General features: G+C 46.0%; 11 protein-coding genes. 8 read left to right on the top strand and 3 right to left on the bottom strand.

What is annotated here, in order from left to right:
* The first annotated feature begins 40 nt into the window (after positions 1-40).
* Positions 41-1,054: a glycosyltransferase gene (locus FVR03_RS10495; protein WP_147921703.1), complete on the top strand. Its 1,014-nt coding sequence runs from the start codon at positions 41-43 to the stop codon at positions 1,052-1,054.
* A gap of 96 nt (positions 1,055-1,150) precedes the next feature.
* Positions 1,151-2,227: a DUF354 domain-containing protein gene (locus FVR03_RS10490; RefSeq protein ID WP_147921702.1), complete on the top strand. Its 1,077-nt coding sequence runs from the start codon at positions 1,151-1,153 to the stop codon at positions 2,225-2,227.
* 308 nt (positions 2,228-2,535) lie between these two features.
* Here the strand turns inward: FVR03_RS10490 and FVR03_RS10485 are convergent, their stop codons facing one another.
* Together FVR03_RS10485 and FVR03_RS10480 are read right to left on the bottom strand one after the other, a co-directional pair.
* Positions 2,536-4,197, bottom strand: coding sequence for a hypothetical protein (locus FVR03_RS10485; protein ID WP_187270118.1), 1,662 nt, complete (start codon positions 4,195-4,197; stop codon positions 2,536-2,538).
* A 167-nt stretch (positions 4,198-4,364) separates the two neighbouring features.
* The gene (locus FVR03_RS10480) at positions 4,365-5,747 is read right to left on the bottom strand and encodes an exopolysaccharide biosynthesis polyprenyl glycosylphosphotransferase (RefSeq protein WP_147921700.1); all 1,383 of its coding nucleotides are present in this window, start codon (positions 5,745-5,747) and stop codon (positions 4,365-4,367) included.
* Between the two features lie 1,729 nt (positions 5,748-7,476).
* Between FVR03_RS10480 and FVR03_RS25195 the strand changes: the two genes are divergently transcribed.
* From FVR03_RS25195 to FVR03_RS10450, 6 genes are all read left to right on the top strand, one after another.
* Positions 7,477-10,659 (top strand): phytase, encoded by a 3,183-nt coding sequence (locus FVR03_RS25195; protein ID WP_369410451.1) that lies wholly within the window; start codon positions 7,477-7,479, stop codon positions 10,657-10,659.
* Positions 10,660-12,196: 1,537 nt separating this feature from the next.
* The gene (locus FVR03_RS10470; RefSeq protein ID WP_255474163.1) at positions 12,197-13,174 is read left to right on the top strand and encodes a glycosyltransferase family 2 protein; all 978 of its coding nucleotides are present in this window, start codon (positions 12,197-12,199) and stop codon (positions 13,172-13,174) included.
* Positions 13,175-13,177: 3 nt separating this feature from the next.
* Positions 13,178-14,278 (top strand): glycosyltransferase, encoded by a 1,101-nt coding sequence (locus tag FVR03_RS10465; RefSeq protein WP_147921698.1) that lies wholly within the window; start codon positions 13,178-13,180, stop codon positions 14,276-14,278.
* Between the two features lie 242 nt (positions 14,279-14,520).
* The gene (locus FVR03_RS10460; RefSeq protein ID WP_147921697.1) at positions 14,521-15,927 is read left to right on the top strand and encodes a purple acid phosphatase family protein; all 1,407 of its coding nucleotides are present in this window, start codon (positions 14,521-14,523) and stop codon (positions 15,925-15,927) included.
* A gap of 34 nt (positions 15,928-15,961) precedes the next feature.
* Entirely contained in the window at positions 15,962-16,816 is an 855-nt protein-coding gene (locus FVR03_RS10455; protein WP_147921696.1) for a hypothetical protein, read from the top strand.
* Between the two features lie 816 nt (positions 16,817-17,632).
* The gene (locus FVR03_RS10450; protein WP_147921695.1) at positions 17,633-20,017 is read left to right on the top strand and encodes a T9SS type A sorting domain-containing protein; all 2,385 of its coding nucleotides are present in this window, start codon (positions 17,633-17,635) and stop codon (positions 20,015-20,017) included.
* Positions 20,018-20,560: 543 nt separating this feature from the next.
* Here the strand turns inward: FVR03_RS10450 and FVR03_RS10445 are convergent.
* Entirely contained in the window at positions 20,561-21,865 is a 1,305-nt protein-coding gene (locus FVR03_RS10445; protein ID WP_147921694.1) for a polysaccharide lyase family 20 protein, read from the bottom strand.
* Positions 21,866-22,199: the final 334 nt, after the last annotated feature.

The following is a 22,199-nucleotide window of genomic DNA, read 5'->3' as shown; positions in this document are numbered from 1 at the left end:
ACAGCATAGCATAATGCATTAAACCTTAAGCACCAATAACATGAAAGTACTTTTTGTTTGCAGCGGTAACAGTAAGAATTTTGAAATCATCCCTTTTATCAAAGAGCAGGGAAACTCGCTTGTAAGGCAAGGCATTAAAGTAGAGTATTTCCCGGTAATAGGAAAAGGCCTTGCAGGCTACTACAAAGCCGGCAAAAAACTAAAGAAGCACCTGCGCAGAAACCGCTACGACCTGATACACGCGCATTTCACCCTCTCCGGCTGGTCGGCGGTAATAGGTGCGGCAGGTAAAACGCCTGTGGTTCTCTCGCTTATGGGCAGCGATGCCTACGGAGAATATGTGGGCGTAAATCAGGTGCAGTTCAGCAGCAGAATCAACACGCTTCTAACGTACCTTATTCAGCCATTCGTGAAAGGCATCATTTCTAAATCGCAGAACATCGAGGATTATGTGTACCTCAAGCACAAATCTCATATTATACCCAATGGCATAAACCGCGACAAGTTCAGGCCCGACCCTGCGGCAGGCTTCAGTAAAGACCAGAAGCAGGTGCTCTTCTTAGGCAACGCAGCAAACCCCAGAAAAAACTTTGAGCTGGTGCAGAAAGCAGTAGACCTGCTCAACCTACCCGACATTACCATTGTAAACCCTTACCCCGTTGCCCACCACGAAATACCCAATTACCTGAATGCCGTGAACGTGCTGGTGGTGCCCTCGTTTATGGAAGGCTCTCCGAATGTGGTAAAAGAAGCCATGGCCTGCAACTGCCCCATTGTGTCGACAGACATGGGCGATGTGAAGTGGGTGCTGGGCGACACGCCGGGCTGTTATGTCTCTTCTTTCGAACCGGAGGATTTTGCGCAGAAGCTTGCAAAGGCCCTGCAGTTTTCGGAGCGGCACGGCAGAACGAACGGCGAAGAACGGATTGAGGAACTGGGCCTGGATGCCGAACGCGTGGCAGCCCGTGTAATAAGCGTGTACAGAAAAGTATTGGGCCAGCCACAGGAGGTTGCTGCTCCTAATGCCACTGCCGCCATACCTGTAGCTTCGTAAGTATTCTTCTTCAGCAATTTGGCCTGGCCCTGCCTCTCACCAGAACTGGCCTGTGCATGTAAAACTATATTTGGTCTTTGCAGCAATTTATTTTTTATGAAAATCTTAATTGATATCAATCACCCGGCACATGTTCATTATTTCAGAAATTTCTCACGAATAATGATAGAAAAAGGCCACGATGTTCTGTTTGTATCCAGGAACAAGGAGATGGAACACCGCCTGCTGCACCTCTACAACATACCCTACATAGACCGTGGCAAGGGCAAGACCGGCAAAATCGGCAAGTTTCTGTACCTGCTCTACGCCGACCTGAAGCTTTTAGAAATAGCAACTAAGTTCAGGGCCGACCTGTTTCTTAACTTTCTGCACCCTTACCCTTCGCAGGTAGCTAAATTGCTGGGCAAGGTTTCGTTGGTCTTCAGCGATACCGAGCACGCCAGGCTGCACCACCAGTTAACTGTTCCGTTTGCCACCAACGTGTTTACCCCCTCCTGCTACCGCATAGACCTGGGAGCCAAGCATATCCGGTTTAGAGGGTACATGGAGCTGGCGTACCTGCACCCAAACTATTTTACACCCGACCCTGCCATTCTGAGTCTGCTCCACGTGGAGCCCGGCGAGAAGTTTGTTATCATCAGGTTTGTATCGTGGGCCGCCGCACACGACTTTGGGCACTCTGGCATGTCGCTAGAGAACAAACGGAAAGCGGTAAAAGCCCTGTCGCAGTTTGCCCGCGTGTTTATTACTTCAGAAGGCGAACTGCCTCACGACCTGGAGCAGTACCGCATCAGCATCCCGTTCGACAAAATGCACGATGCCCTCTACTTCAGCAGCCTTCTGTTTGGCGAAAGTGCCACTATGGCCTCTGAGGCAGCCGTACTCGGCACACCCTCTATTTTTATGGATAACGACGGCAGAGGCTACACCGATGAGGAAGAAACCAAATATGGCCTTGTGTTTAACTTTACCGAAAGCCCTGAAGACCAGACCTTGGCTATACAAAAAGCGCTGGAAATAATGCAGGAAGTAAACGGAACAGAAAAGTACCAGCGCGCGCGCAAACAACTCCTCTCCGACTGCATCGATACAACGCAGTTTATGGTAAACCAGGTACTTAAATACGCTCCGCAACAAGTTACGCTACCCAAGCCCGCAACCGTTACCCCTTGACCCCGCAAACCAAAAAAAGCTTCGGAAGGCTAATTTCATTGGAATAATTAGGTGGCTGCGCCAAATTATTCCAATGAAATTATACGTGATGGAGTGTGTCTATCTAAAAAGCTTCAGTTATGACCAGCCCTGTTTCTTACACCCTTGGCACTTTCTTTATGAAAATCTCTTGGAAGGCTGTTTTCATTAGAATAATTGGGTTACTGCGCTAACTGGTTTGAAATTTTGGAGCTGTAAAGAGTTGGAAGTTTAAGAGAAAGAGCGGAATTTGAACAGCAGCGGAGCCCGCATTCTGGTACTTTTTAATTCTAATTCGGCGAAGGACCAGCCGGCGGAGTACCTGTTTCTTTCGTGTCAGGAGTCTCACCTGCCCATTTTTCGAGGAGGTCGAATATGGTTCCATCTTGTTGTGGGGCTGTAGCAATTTGATCTATGGCGGCCTTGCCAAGGCGTTCTTCCAGTTGCGCCAGGTACAGGCTCCGAGGCGTTACTTCCGAGCCAGTTAATTCGCGGTGCCCGTTGCCCAGGTATTTATTAGCTCTGCCGCCTACTAGCCAGTTAATGCTGCCGGGAGGGCTTTCTACGGTAATGCCTTTTTTGGTGGTGCTAATGCAATTCCAGAACATGGTTTGCGCGCCAGACCAGCCGTGGCCGGTGCCGCTGTCTTTTCTGTTCCGCACTCGTATGTCGCCTCCCTGAACATTATCGAACAAGGTACCGGTGGCCCAGCGGTGGTGCGGCCCTATATCAGACTGTGTTTCAAGGGCCAGGCAATCCAGGAAAACGTTGGGCCCACTCACCCGGGAACCGGTTACATAATCGTGGCGACCTCCCTTGGTGAAGCACCGCTGAAACAAGTTAAAGCTCCCCGAGTGGATATAGAACGAGTACTTTCGCTTTCCTTTGGTCTGGGATTTAGGGTCGAGCATGGCACAATCTTCTATGGTGTTGTAAACCGACCTTTTGTCGATGGTAACGCAGGAGTAGCCAAAATACTGGGCAGTAACCTTTTTTACCCAGCAGTTCTCCGCCATTCGCAACGCAATAGCTTCCCAGCCGTGCTCCTCATCTTCGTCGTGGGCATAAGCCGATACCAGGCGCATGTTCTCTATGCCTGCGTTTTTGGTTTTCCGCTGGCTCCGGATTTTTACTACCTGCCCACCGCCTTCCTCCTGTTTTATAGCATCTACCATCGGAATGTTAACCGTAATACTCGTATTAGTTATGGAGGTGATTATTCGCTCATGAGGTATAATAAAAGACTCCGGCGACCAGTCGTAGCGGTTCATATCTAATTTCCGGACCCAAGCCAGATTAGGAGTTTTCTGAACCAAAATAGTATCTCCTATGCTGTAGTCGAGCAAGTTATTTGCAGAAAAGGTTACGGCCCCAGTTGGTACGTATTTAGTTGAAATCGGGGAGCTGGTGTGCCGCAGCTTCGGCAACCGGGAGGCTCCATCGCCTACTACAATAAGTGTATGCTTTGCTTTTTTTGTAGCTCTCAGCACAGTACCGTTCGCTCCCTGCCCTTCGCCTGCCAGCACCACGCCACTTGCTTTTAACGTCAGGCTATCGCTTACCTCGTATGTGCCGGCTTTTAATAATATTTTTCCACGGAAGCCATTGCTGTCTGGGGTGAGTTGGCTTACAGCATCTATGGCACGCTGAATGTGCTCTCTGTTATCGCCGGGCTTCGGATACAGAATTTTGACAACAGGCAGATCGGGCAAGGCAACACCTCCACTTTTGTAGCCGGCGAAAGAGAAATCGGGGAGCATGTTTATCAGCTCCGACTCACCTGCATTGGCATATAAGCTGTATTTTAAGGTTCCCTTGGTGGAGCTATACACCAGATTTGTCTGGTTAATTTCTGGCTGATGGTGATAACGTGACTTTTCTTCGTTTTGAGAATATGCCAACACGAAGAAAAAAGCTGTTGAAACTAAGATAACGATTAATGCTTTCTCCATTATCATATTCTAGGTAAGTGGTGATAGTAGGTTGCCACTATAAGTTTGTTAGGGTGCTGGTGCTGAAGCAGGTGTTGTTCTATAGCATCGCGCCTGCTGCTAAATACAAGCAGCAGGCGCGATGTTAGCTTCCTGTAAAATGCTTTTGGGCCAGGAGGGTGTTATAATTAGAATGCTGACTTATGTACTTTCCTGCTAAAAATGGTCTTGTATATAATTCTAATATCAAGCCAGAGCGACCAGTTTTCCATGTACCAGATATCGTGCTGGGTACGCTGGGTACGCTGTTCGGCTGTTTCGGTTGGTCCGCGCCAGCCGTTAACCTGTGCCCAGCCCGTAATGCCTGGTTTAAAGTAGTGCCTGATCATGTACTTATCTACACTCTCCTGCAATTGCTGGTTCAGGTAGCTTCTGTGTGGCCTTGGCCCTACCACGCTCATATTTCCCAGCAAAACGTTCAGGAACTGAGGCAATTCATCGAGGCTGTATTTTCTTAGAATCCGCCCGAGTTTTGTAATTCTAGGGTCATTTTTCTGAGTCGAGAGAGCCCCGGCAGCCACATGGTCGCTCTCGCACATGCTCCTGAATTTAAATACCCTGAAGGGCCTGCCAGCTCTGCCAACACGTATGGGGCAATAGAAAACCGGACCAGGGGAGTCGAGCTTAATTAAAACGGCAATTACTAAAAATACCGGCGATAGCAAGACCAGCGCTATAGCCGAAAATAACTTATCGAAACTGTTTTTAAGAGCAAAAGAAAAGGTTTCGTCCAGTGGCAGCTGCCGTACATTTACGGCATCAAGCTCGCCATAGCGCGTCATTTTATAGCTGTTGCCAAATAAGCCTTTATAATCCGGAATAAATTTTACCCGAACACCGAAATAGTCTGCTGCAGCCAGAATATTCTTAATCTTTTTGTACCGGTTTACCGGCAGGGCAATCACAATCTCATCTATCAGGTTTTCTTTTAAATACTCGTGTATGTGTTTCAGGTCGCTTACTACCTTGCTTTTAGCTACAAAGCACTCATCGTTCTTTTTGCAATGAATAAAACCCTTTACTTCGAACCCTGGTTTTTGGTGCGTATAAATATGCCTTTCCACGCTCTCGGCTAGGTTACCAGTACCGGCAACCAGGATATACTTTATGTGCTTATCAATTTCAGGCTTCTTTTGGGATACTTCAGGAGCACTCGCCTGTGCGGCTGGTTCCGGATTAGCGATTAGTGCCATCAGCAGAAAATTAAGCGGAACGGTGAGTAACGGAAAAGCAACTATTATAGCAGCTACTACATTTCTGGCTGGCTCCTGTAAAGGGAAAAGCAGAAACAGAAAAGCTGCAAAGGCAATAAGTAGCACATAAGCTTTCAGGAACGTGTAAAGCCTGTGGCTTTGCCTGCTATATAGCTTTACCGCATGATGCTTCTGCCAATACCCAATAGAGAGCCAGAGCACCAACATACCAAAAAAAATAAGCCATTCAGATTGCCTGTAGATATTATTATTAAATAGAAAAACTGCTATAAAAAAAGTAATAATGAGTGAAAGCATCTCTCCACCTAAAAAGAGATTCGGCAGTTTTGACCTTAACCTAATCATAGTGTTTAGTTTAATTACGTACATGCATCGTTTCAGCTGCATCTATAAAACGCAGCATCCATATATTAAATTAACTATATTTTAAAACAATAAGATTCAATTAACTATGGTAACTAGTTTTAAAATCCCATTTTGGCACAAATCAACTAAATAATTGTATATTTATCCCAAATTGATATTAATCAATTATAATATATGAATAATTTACTCTGGCAAAAGCTGTATAGCAGTAGCTTTAATATGCATCTATTACAATAAATGGTTTTTCCTTTTATTAATAATTGCATGCTGTTGTTTTAACCACTATTCTTTCCTAATCAGCTTTGTATTAACACTGAATGAGTTTATCATCAGTCGTTGGGAAGGCTGTCTTAGCATTTAATAACTATTAGTTTACAAGCAGTTAGCGTATGCTATAAGCTATTGCCAATAAGCTATTTGCTACGACAGTAATGCGCATTTTATTTGTGGAGGGCCTGGCAACATATGTTTATTAAGTTTTGGTTTGAAGAATCTTACATAGAATAATGTGGTACTCGAATTGGCAAATTCAACTCACAAGATACAATAGACCTGACTCTTATACACGACTGCATTTGATGGCAGCACTGTCAGACTAAACACCGGGATCGCAACTTAAGAAATGGGTAGTAAATATTTAAATGCTCCTCGTCTGAGAAGCATTAAGCTAGTATTGCTACTCTAAATTTAGTGTAATATACAATACTTTCCTTAATATTCAAGTAATAATAAAGTAAAAAAATTTAATTTATTCTTGTAATAGTATACTGATTAGCTTGAGATTAGATTCAATCCCTCTGTATACAATATTTTATCTTACTCAATATCAGGCCTATATAAATTTTATTTTATAGTAAAGCAGATATTGGTTGTGATAATATTCCGGTTACAAAGCAAAGTAGCTATTCTAACTCCTTCAAAAGCCTTAGTAACTAGAGCAGCTAACTACGCCACAACCCCGCTACAACAGGCAACTGCCTCGCCTTTACCCGAGCAGGTTATAATCTGTTTCTGTTAGAGAATCTCATAATTAACTCAACGCTTTATATTTTAGACATTTAAGCATTCTAACAGCTAATCCTCGGCTGCAACATCAAGCGTGTCCATTATCTTACAGGTTTAATTAGGGGCTTAACAATTAATTAACATCCGTTAACAAAATTATACACCCTCCAACGCAACCCAATCTGCATTTAATACTATAATAAGCCTGCTTAAGCCTCCCGGTGAGACCAGCATACAAACACTGCACCTAAGGCATTGTTGTATGGTCTTTAAATACTGCCACTACCTGCGCACCCTGCCTTGTGCCGAGTTTTTTACTGCTGCTTTGTTTCCTACACGCTACGCTTACCTAACAAGTAACTTAATGTTTGAGTGGTCACAGCTTTTTTGTATGTAGACAACATATACTATCTGCTTTACCTGACAGTCTGCCCTGATGCAGTATAGCAGACCTTCAACCACTTCAGGTTCATTATATAATATGCTGCCGGTAGGGTGGCTATTTACGATAGATTAACTATAAACAAAAGCATCTTCTTACAGGCAGCTCTTGCTATTTCAGTCTTTATAAACCTTAAATCAAATATGTATGCAACAAGTGAACAATTCCTGCTGTTTTCTCTTTCTCCGCTGCTTTGCAACAGTTCTTATTGGGGTGGTATGTACTGCAAATGTCTGGGCACAAGGAGTGGTGGCGCCTGCCTTTATTTCGGAGCGGGTAGCAAACGACTCAGACGACCCTGCCATCTGGCTTAATAAGAACAACCCATCTGAAAGCCTGATTTTAGGCACAGACAAAGAAGAGGATGGGGCGCTGTATGTGTTTAACATGCAAGGGAAAATAATAGCTGATAAAACAGTCCGGAATTTAAGACGTCCTAACAATGTAGATATAGCCTATGGCATGGCACTGCAGGGCCGTAAAGTAGACATAGCCGTTGTAACTGAGCGGCTGGGGAACAGGCTACGCATTTTCTCCGTGCCCGACATGCAACCCATAGATAACGGCGGTATAGCGGTTTTTGAAGGAGAAACCTCTACTGACTATCGCGCCCCCATGGGCATTGCGCTTTACCAGCCTGTAGGTAGCAACAGGTTATATGCTATTGTAAGCCGAAAAGCCGGGCCCACCAATGGCACCTACCTCTGGCAATACCTTCTGGAAGACGATGGCCGCGGAAATGTGAAAGCAACAGTTGTCAGGAAGTTTGGCAAGTACAGTGGCCGGCAGGAAATTGAATCTATAGCCGTAGATGCAGAACTAGGCTATATCTATTACTCAGATGAAAAAGAAGGTGTCCGGAAATATTATGCAGATCCTGAAAAAGGAAATGAAGAGCTGGCACTCTTCGGCACAACCGGGTTCAGGGAAGACCACGAAGGCATTTCTATCTATAAAATAGCTGATGGTACTGGCTACATTCTCGTATCGGACCAGGGAGCCAACAGGTTTCAGGTGTTCCCGCGCGAAGGCTCCGGGGGCAATCCGCATAGCCATCCGGTTGTAAAGGTGGTACCGGTGCAGGCCCGGGAAAGCGATGGCTCTGAATTGCTGAATTACCCTATATTACCGCACTTTCCCAACGGTGTTTTTGTAGCCATGTCTACCGACAGAACTTTTCATTTATACCGCTGGGAAGACATTGCCGGAAACGACCTGAAGGTGGAGCCTCCAAATACAAATATTAATGCGCCCCAATTGAGCGCTCCGGCTAATGGCAGCACCAGCCTACCCATAGCACCTTTGTTGAACTGGCAAACAGTACAGGGTGCAGATGCTTACCAGGTACAGGTTTCTTCCAGAGCAGATTTTTCTACCACTGTTCTAAACCAAAGTGTGAGATCGGCAAACTCGCTGCAGCTGAGCAACCTGGCCTACAGCAGTGTGTTTTACTGGCGGGTGCGGGCAGTACAGGCAGCGCAGAACAGCGCGTGGTCATCGGTTTGGAGTTTTACTACCATAGCTCCACCACGCCCAGAGCTCACCACGCCAATCCTGTTGTCGCCGGCCAACCTGGCTGCCGAGGTATCTGTTACACCTACTTTTAGCTGGCGCGCTGCAGCAGGAGCCGATACCTACCAGCTACAAATTGCTTCAGACGATAATTTTCAGGATGTTGAATTTGAGGAAGATGAAATAGCGACTACCACCCTGCAGGCGAGCAGCCTGGCTTACAGTACTACCTACTTTTGGCGGGTAAGGGTTATGAACAGCACCGACAGCAGCAGTTGGTCATCGGTAAGGCGCTTTACCACTATTGCTGCCACACTGGTTCCTGCGCTTGCTTCTCCTGCAGATGGTGCCACACGGGTGCCTGTAACTCCTGTGCTAACCTGGTACTCATTAGAAAATGAGGCAACTTACCAGGTACAGGTATCGGGGAGGTTCGATTTTTCAGCAACTGTATATGACCAGGCAGCACTTACTGATACGGCAGTGCAAATCAGCGAGTTAGAGCCCAGCACTGCATATTTCTGGCGAGTAAGGGCTCAAACTGCTACACAAACATCCGACTGGTCAGGCGTATGGAGCTTTACTACCTTGCCTGTTTCCTCTGTTGAGCTTCCTCCACCTGCTCTGGTAGCACCGGCAGACCTTGCTGGCAATGTGCCTGTTTCGCCAACGTTTAGCTGGCGCTCTACGGCAGGAGCCGATGCCTACCAATTACAGCTTGCTTTAGACGAAGAGTTTGAAAACGTAGCATTTGAAGAAAGCAACCTTACTGTAACTTCTACACAAACTACCAGCTTACAAATCGAGACCACTTATTTCTGGCGGGTAAGGGCCATGAACAGCACCGATAGCAGCAGTTGGTCAGCTATCAGGAGCTTTACCACCACGGCAGGCATACTGGCAGGCACACTGGCAGGCTATTGGGAACTGGATGAAGGGTCTGGCAGATTACTGCTCGATGCTTCGGGCAATGGTAACAATGCCACTTCAACCGGAAACCCTGCCTGGGAAGAAGGCATCAGTGGCTTGGCTCTAAGGCTTTACCGTTCAAACCAGCACGTCAGGGCACCTCATGCGCCGTCCCTTAACATTACAGAGACCATTACGCTGGCCGCCTGGGTTAAACCTGAGGAGAGAACTACACAATATATTATAAAGAAAGCCGTAAATGGCGAAAAAGATGGCTACGAACTTTCTTTAGCCAGCAACGGAAAAGTATTTTTCCGGTTTAACCAAGCCTCTGCTAAAGATAAATACCGAGTTAACTCCTCGACCTCTTACCCCAGGAACGGCCGTACCTGGATGCATATTGCCGCTACCTATGATGGGCGTGTTGCCAGAATCTACATTAATGGCATTGAGAACAGTGCTAAGGAATTCAGCAACCCGCCAGCCATAGCCACTAACACCCTGCCGCTTGGCATAGGGGCAGAGAGCGATGGCAGCAAAAACTTGAAAGGAACCTTAGACGAAGTCAGGGTCTACAACATAGCCCTCAGCGCCTCCGAAATACTGGCGCTCACAAAGCTGCCTGTACCCGGCCCCTCTGCTACCGACACAACCACCGAAGACCTTGTTGATGTACCGGATCTGGAACAGGAGACGTTGCGGCAGCCTGAACTTGCTCAGCACCTGCTACTGTACCCTAATCCGTTTTATAGCACAGCAACTATACAATTTGTGCTACGCGATGGCGGTGCCTACAGCATAACCCTTTACGACAGCAAAGGCGCGCAGGTAAACAAGGTACTCCAGGGTACAGCCGAGGCAGGAAAGCAGCATACAGCAGAAGTATCGGGAGAAGGACTCTCTAACGGGCTCTATATTGTAAGGCTGCAATCGGCGCAAGGCACTAAATCTGTGCGGCTTATGCTTAACAGGTAAAAAGTATTTGCTAAAGAAAATTATTCTTGAACATCAGCTGCCTCCTAGGTTTAGTCAGTACTGATATTACTCTTTAAGTTCTCTATAGTATAAAAGTACTTCTTTAAAAGCTGATTTTGTAGGTTAATGGCCCCTGGTGCGATCTTGTAGCTCGTATCAGGGGCCATTAACCTATAGCCGTCAGGGGAAGGGCGATACCAGCTATAAAATCTGCTCCGTTCGCACCTTTTGTGTGTTCTCACCAACAGGCATATCGACAATTGATAACCTCTGGGCTGTTTGCTCTTTGTCAGCAGAAAGCGCTCCGTGTCTGTAGAACCTGGATAGCTGCTCTGGCTTATAGCGACCCTTTCTTGCCGGTGAAAACACCCGGCAAAGGCAGGCAGTACAGATTATGATGGCAGTGACGTAAAAGAAAAAGCTTAGCCTGACGGCTATGGGCCTTTGGGCTAAAGCATCAACTCTTAACTACCTGATTTTGCTTACCTCAAGTTATGAGTTGCATAAAAGCAGGTGCTACCAGCTCGCACTAGCAAACAAAGCTCAGAATCAAATCCTGATTTATTCAATTTCAACAGAACGATCAAAAAAATTCCTGTGTCCTGCTTCCCGAAACCATGCAATTTCGAATTCCGAAAAGTTAAAACGCCGGCTAAAACAGGATAAAAAATGGTCTTTTGTGTTGTTCTCTGCATTGTGTGCCCTGCAAGAGATGGCAGTGAAATTTCGAATTCAGATAGGTTAACACACCATTTATAACCGAAACACTATGGCTCTTTTTACTTAACTAAAGACTTAATTACTATAGCATATTATTAAAACTTAAATAAAACATAATTTTTATTTTTTTATTCGTATAATTATTCATTATATTAGTCTTCTTACCCGGTTATGCAGCTTCAACCCCTAATGCCAGAAACATAACCTGCAGCCGGTTTGCTAAACTGTAAGTAAGTTCTTTCCAATATTTAGTAATTCAGCAGGTAAAAACTGTAAACAGCGTTTGCTAAGGGGCTTCGCCAAGTTAGATTGCAAGAATTAAAATATTGCAAGAGGCGCTATAATAACTTATTCAAGAGCATTGTCAACAGGGTTTTTAATTCGTAGTTGCTGATTTATTATAACAGCTTTACCAAAAAGACCTGTTTTACCTTACATAGAAAAACAGGTTAAAGCCGCAAAAATATAGTTATTTTAATATATAAGGTGCCGGCAAATAAACCAGCAACTGTAACAGTATATAAATTCTGCTAATAAAATCTGCCTTCCGCAAGCTTTTTTACTTAAAATAGCCAAGGGCCGGGGAGCCGCACATTACCTGTTGCAGAAGATAAGACCTGGCGTTTTACACGGCCCTTGATATAAAACTGACAAAAACACATTCGGAAGGGCATTTTCATTTGAATAATTCATTTTTAGGGCACGGCAGGTTATTGCCGTGTAATAAGATTTTGTTTTAGCCTTTTGTTGCACCTCAAGACCGAACTTGAAATTTGATCTGAGGTTAGGTTCTACTACTTACTTTTTCTGATTTACAATGGCCTATATTCCGTCTGCTCCGCCACCAATACAGCCGCTGCCACCTCACGGCTCAAGACCTCGCTGGTCTGTTATGATTCCGGTCTATAACTGCTCACAGTTTTTGCCAGAGACCCTACAGAGCGTACTGGCCCAGCAAATACCCGAACACCAGATGCAGATAGAGGTTGTAGACGATGCCAGCACAGACACCGACGTAGAAGCGCTTGTGCTAAGCATAGGCAAAGGACGGATTAAGTATTTCAGGCAGGAGAAGAATGTTGGCAGCCTTTTAAATTTCGAAACCTGCCTTAACCGCTCCACAGGCGACCTGGTACACCTGCTGCACGGCGACGATCTTATAAGGGAAGGGTATTACAGCAAAATGGAAGACCTGCTAACCAAATACCCAGATGCAGGAGCTGCCTTTTGCCGCTACAGCTGCATTAACGAGGCAGGCCGCAAAGTTTACCACAAAACCCCCGAAATGCGCCGCGACGGCATATTAAAGAACTGGCTCCTAACCATAGGAGAGCGCCAGCACATACAATATGTGGCTATGACCGTTCGCCGGAAAGTGTATGAGAAATTAGGCGGCTTTTTCGGGGTTGAGTATGGCGAAGACTGGGAAATGTGGGTACGGATAGCACGCCATTTCCCGGTAGCCTATACTCCCGACATGCTGGCAGATTACCGCAAACACGAAGCCTCTATATCGGGCAGCAAATTTCTAACAGGCGAACACCTGCAAGACCTGCTACAGGCCATGATGCTGATTCAGGAACACCTCCCGGACGAGAAAAAACAGCATATCTTACAAAAATCAAAAAGGTATTATGCTGGCTACAGTATTAAAATAGCCAAAGAGCTTTGGCGTAAACTACATAACCGGCAGGTAGCAGAGGTGCAGATAGCACATGCTTTGGAGTTACACAAAAGCCCTTTGTTGTACTGGATGATCATAAAACTGCAGTTTCAATTCTTACTGAACAGATAGCTTATGAGACTCGGTATAACAGTAGTAATCTGCACCTTTAACGGAGCGGCGCTCCTGCCGCCCACTCTACGCCACATAGCGGGCCAGCAGGTGCGCCCCGGCATAGATTGGGAGTTGCTGGTGGTAAACAACGCCTCTACCGACAATACCGCTGCGGTGGTAAAAACCGAATGGAATTTAGCAGGAAAACCGGTGCCGCTCACGCTGCTACACCAACCAAAGCTAGGGTTAACTTATGCCCGGGAACTAGCACTAGAAAAGGCCCGCTACGAGTTCATTATTTTCTGTGACGACGATAACTGGCTCGCACCAGATTACCTGAACCGCGCCTATGACCTGATGCTGCACAACCCCCTGATAGGCGTGCTGGGCGGCTGCGGTGAACTTATTTTTGAAGTGCCACCTCCACAATGGGCAGTAGGCCATAATTTGTTTGCCAACGGACCACAGTCGCTCAGGCCGGGCAAGGTAAAGCACCATGTAGTGTACGGGGCTGGTTGTGTTGTTCGCAAATCATCTTATAAAATTCTAGTAAACTCTGGCTTCAAATCGATGCTGACCGATCGAAAAGGCAAAACGCTTTGTGCCGGAGGAGATTATGAGTTATGTTATGCCATAGCTCTGGCCGGCTACGACATCTGGTACGACAACAGCCTCCGGTTTAAACATTTTGTGCCTAAGGAGCGGGTGCAGTGGAGCTATTACGCACGCCTTTTCAGAGATGGTGCCCAGAGTTATCAGGTACTGGTGCCTTATAGAATAAGAGTTAACATGCACAGCAAAAGCATGGTGGCTTTTCATGCAAAGTACTTGTCTATTCTGCTGTCTTATGTTCTAAAATTATTGTACCTGCTGCTTTCCGGATTAATGGCAAGACGAGCATCAGACGAGGAAAAAACAATTTCGTTGAAATTGATCTCGTTAAAATCGAAAATTCTAAGCCTAAAAAAGTACGCAACCATGAAAGAGAATTTCATAAGAATTGTAGCTTTTGAGCAAGCGAACCTGGCAGCGATCAGAAGAAAGAAAAGAGCAATTCGCCCGTTCATAAAAGTATGGACTAAAAAGATTATGCCTGAGGTCGGCAATAGTAGCCGCATGTAATGCCCGCAGCATTTAAGGAGTAGCTCCTGCATAACCTGAATTGCTGCTGGCAAGTTTTCCTTTCATGAAGCAGCAACAGGCGCATGCTGCCCAATTAAAACCTGAGTTTAAACATGCAAAAGAGACTTAAAATTACTTATACAAGTACCTGTTTTTAGAAAATTCTATGACACCTAGAGTTTTTAGTTTAACTTTTCACAACCACCGCCTGCTTTTATCCGGTAATTATAACGACCAACACAATGCAGAGAATTTATAGCTTATTGTATGGCGTTTCAGCGTGCCTGCTACTCATATTTGCCGCCTGCCAATCATTAGAGCGCCAGGAGAACCCGCTCGACCAACTTACTGAACAGGCAACTGAACCCATACATGTGCGGGTACTATGGACGGAGAACCCTGCTAACCACGCAATCGTTTCCTGGACAACCTTGCACAAGCTCGGAGACGCACACCTGGTATACTACGACACCATCAGCCACAAAGGAGACCTGCCAGCCTACGCCCATAAGGTAGCTCCCATTCGCAACGGCAAAATATCTATTGTAGACGAAGACATAGAAAAAGGTATGCCGCAAGGCTTTTTTCATCATTCGGAACTAAACAACCTGGAGCCAGCTAAGGCTTATTATTTTGTGGTGCAAAGCAACGGCAAGCAAACAGAGGAATTCTACTTCAGAACAGCACCTGACGACAACCGGCCCTTCGGCATTATTTGGGGAAGCGACTCCAGAGCAGGAGGAGAACGAACTCTGCCCGACATTGTAACCAATGCCTTGCCCGATGCAATAGAAGATATTGTGCTGCCAGACTACACACCGCACCAGGCACGCCAGAGCATGAACGAAGTAATTGCACAACTGGTGGAAGATAATGATGAAATAATTGCCTTTGCCCATGGTGCAGACTACAGCCTTACCTCAGAGTGGCGGCATATGTACTGGTGGTTCGAAGACCATGAAGAAATTATTACAAAAGATAATCGCTTGCTGCCGCTCATTATCTCGCAGGGTAACCACGAGGTAGAGGCTGGATTCAAAGAGAACTTCTACCTAGACAAAAGTGAGGAAGGCCGCAACCTCGATACCTTTTACTACAACACTGACCTGTCGCCGGAGGTATCGTTAATTACCCTAAACACCGAAATAAGTGTGGCTGGCGACCAGCACGAGTGGCTCGAAGCTGCACTTGCAACCAATCGGAAAGAGAAAAAATGGGTGATGGTGCAATACCATAGGCCTGCTTACCCTGCCGTAAAGAGTTTTATGCGGCAGACCTTTGTAAGGGTTCGCAAGTCGTTTGTGCCTCTCTTCGAAAAATATAATGTAGACCTGGTAGCCGAATCTGATGGGCACGTGCTGAAACGAACCCTGCCCATCCGTAACAACAAACCCGATACATCGGGTATCGTGTATATTGGCGAAGGAGGGTTAGGTGTTCCGCAAAGGCCTGTCTACGACTCTGCCCGCTGGTATGTGCAAGCTCCGGGTTTTGTACAGAGTGCACACCATGTGCATGTTATTCGGTTTTCTAAAGACAGCCTGCATGTACAGGCCATCGGCATAGATGGCGAAGTGCTCGACGATTTTGTAAGGGAACCCCGAGCCAAGTCTAAGCATGCATTCCGCACTCAATCCGTTTCCAGATAAATTTATTCTACGGCGAACCATGACACCAGGCTTTTTGAGAACGCTACTTGTAAAAATGTTGCAGCTAACTGTTTTTATGCAGTCGGTGGGCATCTTTTTATATAGCCGCTCCTCCGGCCCCTTTATAGATTACCTGGTAATGGAACATGGCTTTACCTATGAGCAAGCCTTTAGCTTTGAGAACATCTTTGCCTGGAGTACCCTCTTGGTGGGGGCAGCTGTTTTGCTATACCCGGCAACCCTGCTGCTTCTTGCCAGTGCATGCTTAACCTTTTTGCTGGCGTATATTACCGTGGCGCAGGGTGGCAGCGCCTTCAGCTCCTGGACCTTAACGGCGCATGCCGCCCGCTATACAGCACCGTTGGTTCTGCTGCTTTTCCGGCATGGCCCTGAGAGCAAACCAACGCTCCTTACCTGCCAATGGCTTGTAGTTGTTGCCCTGAGCCTGACGTTTGCAACACATGGTTTAGAAGCGCTGGCCCGCCACCCAGACTTCACCGATTATATTATATCGTCGGGGGCGAACCTGGCTGGCATTAAAATAAGCCAGTCTGCGGCAGAGACTCTGTTGGCAGGCATTGGCATAATGGATATATTCTGTGCGCTGGCCATACTTTCCTTTACAAACCCCTACATACTTTGCTGGATGGCCTGCTGGGGCCTGATAACAGGATTTGCCAGAGTTACGGAGCTAGGTCCTGCTATGTATGGCGAAGTCATTATCCGGGCAGCCCATTTTGTCTTGCCCTTGGTGGCACTGTTACTTTTTAAGCTCAGGCACACGGCCGCGGCTACTGCAGCTAAACCAGGCAGGCAAAAACCTCCCTCTCCTGTTACAGGTAACTTATCTCAACAGAACTTCTATTCCTGCCAGGGCTTCCCAGACTAAGTACAAACAAGGAAGTTTTGTCAGATCGGTCAAACCGATCTCAGTCTTAGCTTCTAAATTATTCGAATGAAAACAGCCTTCAGAAGGTTTCATATCAGAATTTTGCCAAGAGTCCACCCAACATGTTTTAGTTGAATATACTTAGTATATAATCAAATCAGAAATTAAAACTTACAATGGTACAGATGCCCTGGCTTGTGATAACTGTTCTATTTAGTGCTGTCGCATGTATTCAAAAGCTAACCTTGTCAGCGAATTTTAAATTATTCAAATCAAAATAGCCTTCCGAAGGAATTTCATCAAAATTTTGTCAAGGGCTCAGGCGATGTATTTTACTTATAAATACCTCGTACACCATTATAAGCATAAATCGCTTAAATTATTCAAATCAAAAAGCCCTTCCAAAGCATTTTAACCGGCTTATTGCTCAAGGGTCTGGTTACCATCTGGCTCACTTCCTGCCTTAACCAGTTGTTTTCTTTTTTATAGCTCGCTCCTAGGTTCTTATCTATACAAGTGAGCAGCCCCCGGTAAAGCCTGGTTACTTAGCCGGGTCTTTAGAAGGTATGTAGGACAGTGTTACACAGCGTAACCTGCTGTTTACAACTAACATAGCTTTGTTAACTAATTTTATAAATAAAAATGCAACTTATTCTTTTATTAAGAATATACATAAATACCTTTTCAAAATAATTTCAATATTCAATAGATCTATTCCGCCAAACGCCTTCTTTCAGGTTGAGCCGCATTAGTGTTACAAATACCCAGAATTCCTGTTACAGGATCAAAATCATTTATTACCTATAAGCTATAGTTATGAAAAAAAGTATACTCCTGTTGGCACTTTTACTGTTGGTTACTTTTAATTTAGCCGCTCAGTTTGCCTCTGTCACTAACCTGTCACAGGTATCTATTACTACCAATTCAGGCGAGAAACCGCAATCAAAAGTCTGGATACATGCTGGCAGGCACTGGGCTGTTTTGCCTAGCTCTAACGGCACCTACCTCTGGCGCCTCGATGGCACTACCTGGACAAACGTATTACGGCTTTCTACCAAAACATCATCTAAAGCAGATTGTAAAGAGGCAGGAGACATTGCGCATATTCTGCTATACCAGGGAGCCTCTTCTCAAATGGTTTCGGTGGAATATGTTCCGGCTCAGAACACCTATAAGCTATGGTCCAGAAGAACATCTACGGTAGGTCTAAAGCTCGACAAAGGCGTGGAGACAGCTACCATAGACATAGACGGAAGTGGCAGAATGTGGCTGGCCTCGGCTGGCGTAAACGAAATTAATGTCCGCTACAGCGACTCTCCCTATAGTAACTGGAGCTCCCCGATAACAATAGCAACAGGCGTAACCGATGATGACATTTGTGCCGTGATCGCCATGCCTGGCAAAATAGGTGTGCTATGGTCGAACCAGAACACCAAGCGCTTTGGCTTTAAAACCCATACCGATGGCGCCTCTCCTACTGCCTGGTCTGCCGACGAGGTGCCCGCCTCCCAATCGGCGCTGAACAGAGGTGCCGGTATGGCCGACGACCACCTGAACCTTGCCATAGCCAGCGATGGCACCCTTTATGGTGCCGTAAAAACAGGTTATAATGCGGCTGGTTATGCGGCTGCAGCCTTACTGGTTCGCCGCCCTACTGGCACCTGGGACCCTATGTATACTGTGTCGGAGCAATTTGGCACACGCCCCCTTATAATCTTGAACGAAGCATTAGGTAAAATACGGGTAGTTTATACAGCACAGGATGGCGGTGGCAATATACTTTACAGAGAAAGCGCCACAGCTTCCATCTCTTTTGGCCCGCAACGCACCCTCATCAGCGGTAACTACGACAATGCCACCAGCACCAAACAGAATTTTACATCGGAGGTAGTTGTTATAGCCTCTACCAGCTCGCGGGCAGTGAGCGTGCTTGCTACAGATGTTACTTCGCCTACTCCTCCTGCAGTTCCTGTTCTGGCTTCACCGGCTAACCATGCTATTAGTGTTGCCGCAACCCCTACCCTCACCTGGATCTCATCGGCAGGTGCTGCCTCCTATCAGCTACAGGTTGCCTCCGACCAGGGGTTCAACCAGTTGGTGTTCAACCAAAGTAACCTGGCCGGCACCTCGGCACAACCCAGCGGCCTCAGCTATAACACCAACTATTACTGGCGCGTTAGAGCAAGCAATAGCTACGGCAGCAGCAACTGGTCTACAGCCTGGCGCTTTACAACTGCTCTCGATTTACCCGCAGGTATATTGGCGGGCCACTGGAAAATGGACGAAGGCAGCGGCTCCGCCTTGCTAGACGACTCTGGTAATGGGAACCATGCCTCCACTATAGGCAACCCCACCTGGGAAACAGGAAGGCTACACCTTGCCTTAAAACTGAACGGCTCAGGCCAGTTTGCCACTGCCCCTCACCACGAATCGCTCAATATAACCGGGCCCATTACGTTGGCGGCCTGGGTTAAACCCGCAAAAAAAATAACGCAATATGTGGTTAAAAAATCTATTGGCGGTAGTGTAGATGGCTATGAACTTTCGCTTGCCAGCAGCGGACATGTGTTTTTAAGGTTTAACCACGCAACCTCCGGCGATACATACCGGGTAAATTCTACCATAAACTACCCGACAGATGGCAACACCTGGATGCATATTGCAGGCACCTACGACGGCAGCGTTCTCAGGATTTATATTAACGGCGTTGAGAATGGCTCTAAAACAGTTACTGGCTCACCGGCTATAAAATCTAACACGCAGCCACTGGCACTCGGAGCCCAGGCCGATGGCGTTTATAAACTGCGCGGCTCCCTCGACGATGCCCGCATCTATAGTGCAGCGCTAAGTGCCGCAGAAATAAGTGAGCTGGCCGGCCTGACACCGGCCGCGTTTGCAGCCACCATAAACCTGGGAAAAAGTCAGTTGTTAACTGAACCCGCAGATGAGTTTCTAGCTTACCCGAACCCCTTTACCTCTCGTGCTACACTACGTTTTGCGTTACCCGAAGACGGCACCTACACTATTGCTATTTATGACAGCAAAGGCGCCCAGCTTAACGTACTGCAACAAGGCCACGCTAACGCCAAACAAGTAACCGAAATAGAATTAGACGGAACCAACTTAGCAAAAGGTCTATACATTGTGCGGCTACAGACACAGTCCGAATCAAAATCGTTAAAACTGATACTCAATCATTAACCTGCTTTACATGCAGGCCGCAACATAGCATGCGCACTTTAGCATTTCTTCCTGTTAGCAGAAGTTAAAGAGAATTTGTGCCCTGCTATTAGAAGTGCCATAAATTCGAACTTCAAAAATGATATGTAAAGCTGTCAGACAAAATTCAGCAATTAACGAAGCATAGAAAGGTGAAATACTCCGATAACTGTTAGAAAAGCTTATGTGTAAATTTAAAAATTTGACCAAAGCCTTAGGCGTTTTATGAAATGGGCTATAACTAAATTCTTCTAATAGAAATGGTCTTCCGAAGCCTTTTGCGCTTAAATATATCAAGGGCTTTGGCCAGGTTCACCAGGCTGCTTCATGTCCAATAGCAAAAACCTCCTGCCTTTCAGGTTAGAACCGACATGGTTCTTTACCTGAGGCAGGAGGTTTTGCGTGTAGCGTTGGCTATACCCGCGGCACTTTTTTGTCTTGATTCTAAAGGAAGGCTTGGTGTGTTGGTTGTGCAGCAAAGGCTCTGCCTCTCTTACCACCTTCCGCCAAAACTAATTACAGTGTTTACTTCTTAATAGAGAACGTAAGGGTAAGTGGCGTACCGGCAGTACCAGTTCCTTTAGCTCCTGAGTAAGGAGTTGCTACCAGCGTATAGGTACCAACCGGCATCGTTAAAGCACCATAGTAGTAGTTACCTTTTTTGTCGTCGCCAAATAGAGCATATGGGTTGTCGCTATCGATATAGCTATAGCTCATTGCACCTTTTAACTCAAACTTAACACTACCCACCGACGATGAACTGAGGTTTGCACGGAAATTTAGTTTTTTAGTACCTAAAGAACTAAAGCTTAACACAGTTCCGTTTGTCATAACTCTCACATCTCTCTCAGTTTGCGCATCTACCAGCGTAAAATTTGTTACTGCCACACCAGTTCCGGGCACAACAGGCGCTGGCGTAGGTGTTGGAGCAGGCGTTGGGTCTGGTGTTGGAGTAGGCGTTGGCGTTGGTGTTGGAGTAGGCGTTGGATCTGGAGTAGGTGCTGGTGTTGGCGTAGTTGTTTTGCCAGTCACCATGTCAGCGTAAGTTGCCTTTTCGTTACCAACTTTTACGTTATCGTAGTAAATAACACGTTTATCGGTGTCGGTGGTGTTGCTGTTCCATTTAGACTTGTAAACACCCAGTTTCCAGTTAGGCAGCCTGGTGTTATACATGTTACCGCCAGTATGCGTCAGAATTTTGGTGCCGTTGCGCCACACTTCAATCAGGCCATCAGAGCCGTAAGAGTGAATAAAGTGAAACACAAATTCCTGCCAGCTGTCTTTTGTTACCGGGCCTAAATCAATCTTTTTCAAGCTGCTGGAGTTATTGCCAGTCTGCAGGTAGAAACGATCTTTCTCGATACGAAGCGTCGTTGATTGTGTTGTTCCAGACTCCTGGTACCACTGGTTTATCACTTCATTAGATGAGTCGTACTGGTATCCGTCTTTCGGGAAATAAGCGGCAAAGCTGTACCACCTGTTTTTGTTGGAGGCAAAGTCAACAACCAGGGCCTCGGCTCTTGTGCCGCCGCTTACCTGGGCATCGCTGTCTCTGAGTTCAAATCGGCCAGCCTTTGCGCCACTAAAGGCAGGATTGCTAACCAGGTTAAACGCATGGCTCCACGAACCTACCTGCAACTTCACGGCATCTCCAAAAGCTTTTGAGCCTTCAAAGTCTTCATAAAAAATCAGGTTAGCGGCTGTAGCATTGGCAGTAGCTTCCAGGTTCATACTGTTTGGAGTCACTTCTTCAAGTTCTTTTTCCTCGCACGAGAAAAGAATTGCACCCAATAATACAGGCGCAAGTAGGCTGTTAAATTTGAAATTCATTTTGTTTGGCTAAAATTGAAAATAAAATATTCGAAGTAATGTAATTGCTGATTCTCTTGTGAACTTTAGGTTTTTGCTTACCAAAACCCGGATATTTAATAGAAATAATTTAATACAGAGCTTTTTTATTTTAATTGGCTCGCCTGCGTTAAACACGTAATTTTTATATAATTATTTTAATACAAAAATCAAGTTTATATTTCTATTTTTAAAACTCTACATCCGGCCGGTTTGCACATTTTTTTATTTTTTACACTTCACAAATGTAAAGCTCTTATAATCAATAACAAAAATATGATTTCCGAAAAAAGGGCGAACATACGTAACTATTATG

This window comes from Pontibacter qinzhouensis, assembly GCF_008017455.1.
GTDB lineage: Bacteria > Bacteroidota > Bacteroidia > Cytophagales > Hymenobacteraceae > Pontibacter > Pontibacter qinzhouensis.
The sequence above is the reverse complement of the archived record's forward strand: the minus strand, read 5'-3'. Positions and strand labels throughout refer to the sequence as shown.